A 1385-nucleotide genomic window follows, 5' to 3' on the forward strand; every position below is an offset into this window, starting at 1 on the left:
GCTTCAAATTCACCAGGCATCCGAAAACCATCTTCTTTTGGTGTTGTACCAATAATACGTTTTGCCATTTTTTCTCTCCTATTTTTTTATTTTTTTAAATTTAATAATTAATCGCAAATTGTAAAATGAAGTTAGCCACCTTGAGTCAAGCAAAAAACATCTGAATCTCTTATACTAGAAGTTCGACCAAATAGTATAAAAAGGAAATTCAGATGCAAGACTATTCTATCACAAGCCAGAGCAAAGGGAAACACCTGACCAATCAAGACCGTTTAAACATTGAACGTTGGCACAATAAAGAAGGACTGAGCAACCGTGAGATTGCGCGCTTATTGAATAAAGCTCATGGGACGATTGACAGAGAGATGAAGCGAGGGGAAATCCAGCTCAAGCGGAAGGTAAAATACTCTGCTAAAAAGGCTCAAGAAAATTATGAAGGATTGAGGGCTCACAGTGTTCGTCCGAGTAAACTCACGACTGAGATTGATTGTTATGTGAGTACACGTCTTAAAGAAGACAAGGACTCTTTGGAAGTCATTCATCAGGCTCTAAAAGGAGTTTCTCTGAGCAGCCTCTACAATTGGGTCAACTGGGGCTGGTTAGAAGCCAAGCGTCATCATCTTTTCTATCCGCAGTATAAGGCGGCAAAGAAAATCAAACCTCGTGCGCCAAAGCATCCTTTTGGTAAGTCTATTGAAGAACGGCCTGAGTTCATTAACAATCGCTTAGAAGTGGGGCATTACGAGATTGACACGGTCATTCTTACGAGAGCTAAGAACAAGGTGCTTTTGACGCTCACAGAGCGAAAATACCGCACGGAGATCATTCGCTTGATTGATGGGAAAACAGCACAGGCGGTCAATGATGAGCTGGTGGAACTTCAAAAAAGTTATGACTTCAAATCCATTACCCCTGACAATGGCCATGAATTTGCAAGGCTCTCTGAGGTCGTAAGCTGTCCAGTTTACTATGCACACGCCTACGCGAGCTTTGAGCGAGGGACGAATGAAAACCATAACCGAATGATTCGTAGGCATCTGCCAAAAGGCACAACAAAGACGACCCCTGAAGAAGTCGCCGCTATCGAGTATTGGATGAACCATTATCCAAGAAAAATGTTCAACTATAAGAGTTCATATGAGATGAGCTTGGCTGGCTAACTTGGACTTGCAATTTGCGTAAATAATAAATTTTTAAAAAAATAAAAAAATTACAGCTGAGACTAGAAATTTCAGAAAGTCTGTGTTATAATATATTTCGTCGTGAAAATGACGCTTTAAGCATGACTCGTTAGCTCAGTTGGTAGAGCATTTGACTTTTAATCAATTGGTCGCAGGTTCGAATCCTGCACGACCCACCATCTAAAGCAGTAAGCAGTTTAAAAC

1 protein-coding gene is annotated in these 1385 nt (G+C 40.8%); it reads left to right on the plus strand.

The annotated features are described in order from the left end of the window. Window positions 1–212 precede the first annotated feature (212 nt). A complete protein-coding gene (locus tag ABZT87_RS31400; RefSeq protein WP_003130410.1) occupies window positions 213–1160 on the plus strand; it encodes an IS30 family transposase in 948 nt (315 codons plus the stop codon). The last annotated feature ends 225 nt before the right edge of the window (window positions 1161–1385 follow it).

Source organism: Micromonospora sp. NPDC005237 (genome assembly GCF_040607775.1).
In the GTDB taxonomy this organism is placed as follows: Bacteria; Actinomycetota; Actinomycetes; order Mycobacteriales; family Micromonosporaceae; genus Micromonospora.

What these genes read in the sequence shown, in the direction of transcription:
- ABZT87_RS31400 (WP_003130410.1), top strand. Translation starts at nt 213, where the DNA reads ATGCAAGACTATTCTATCACAAGCCAGAGCAAAGGGAAACACCTGACC.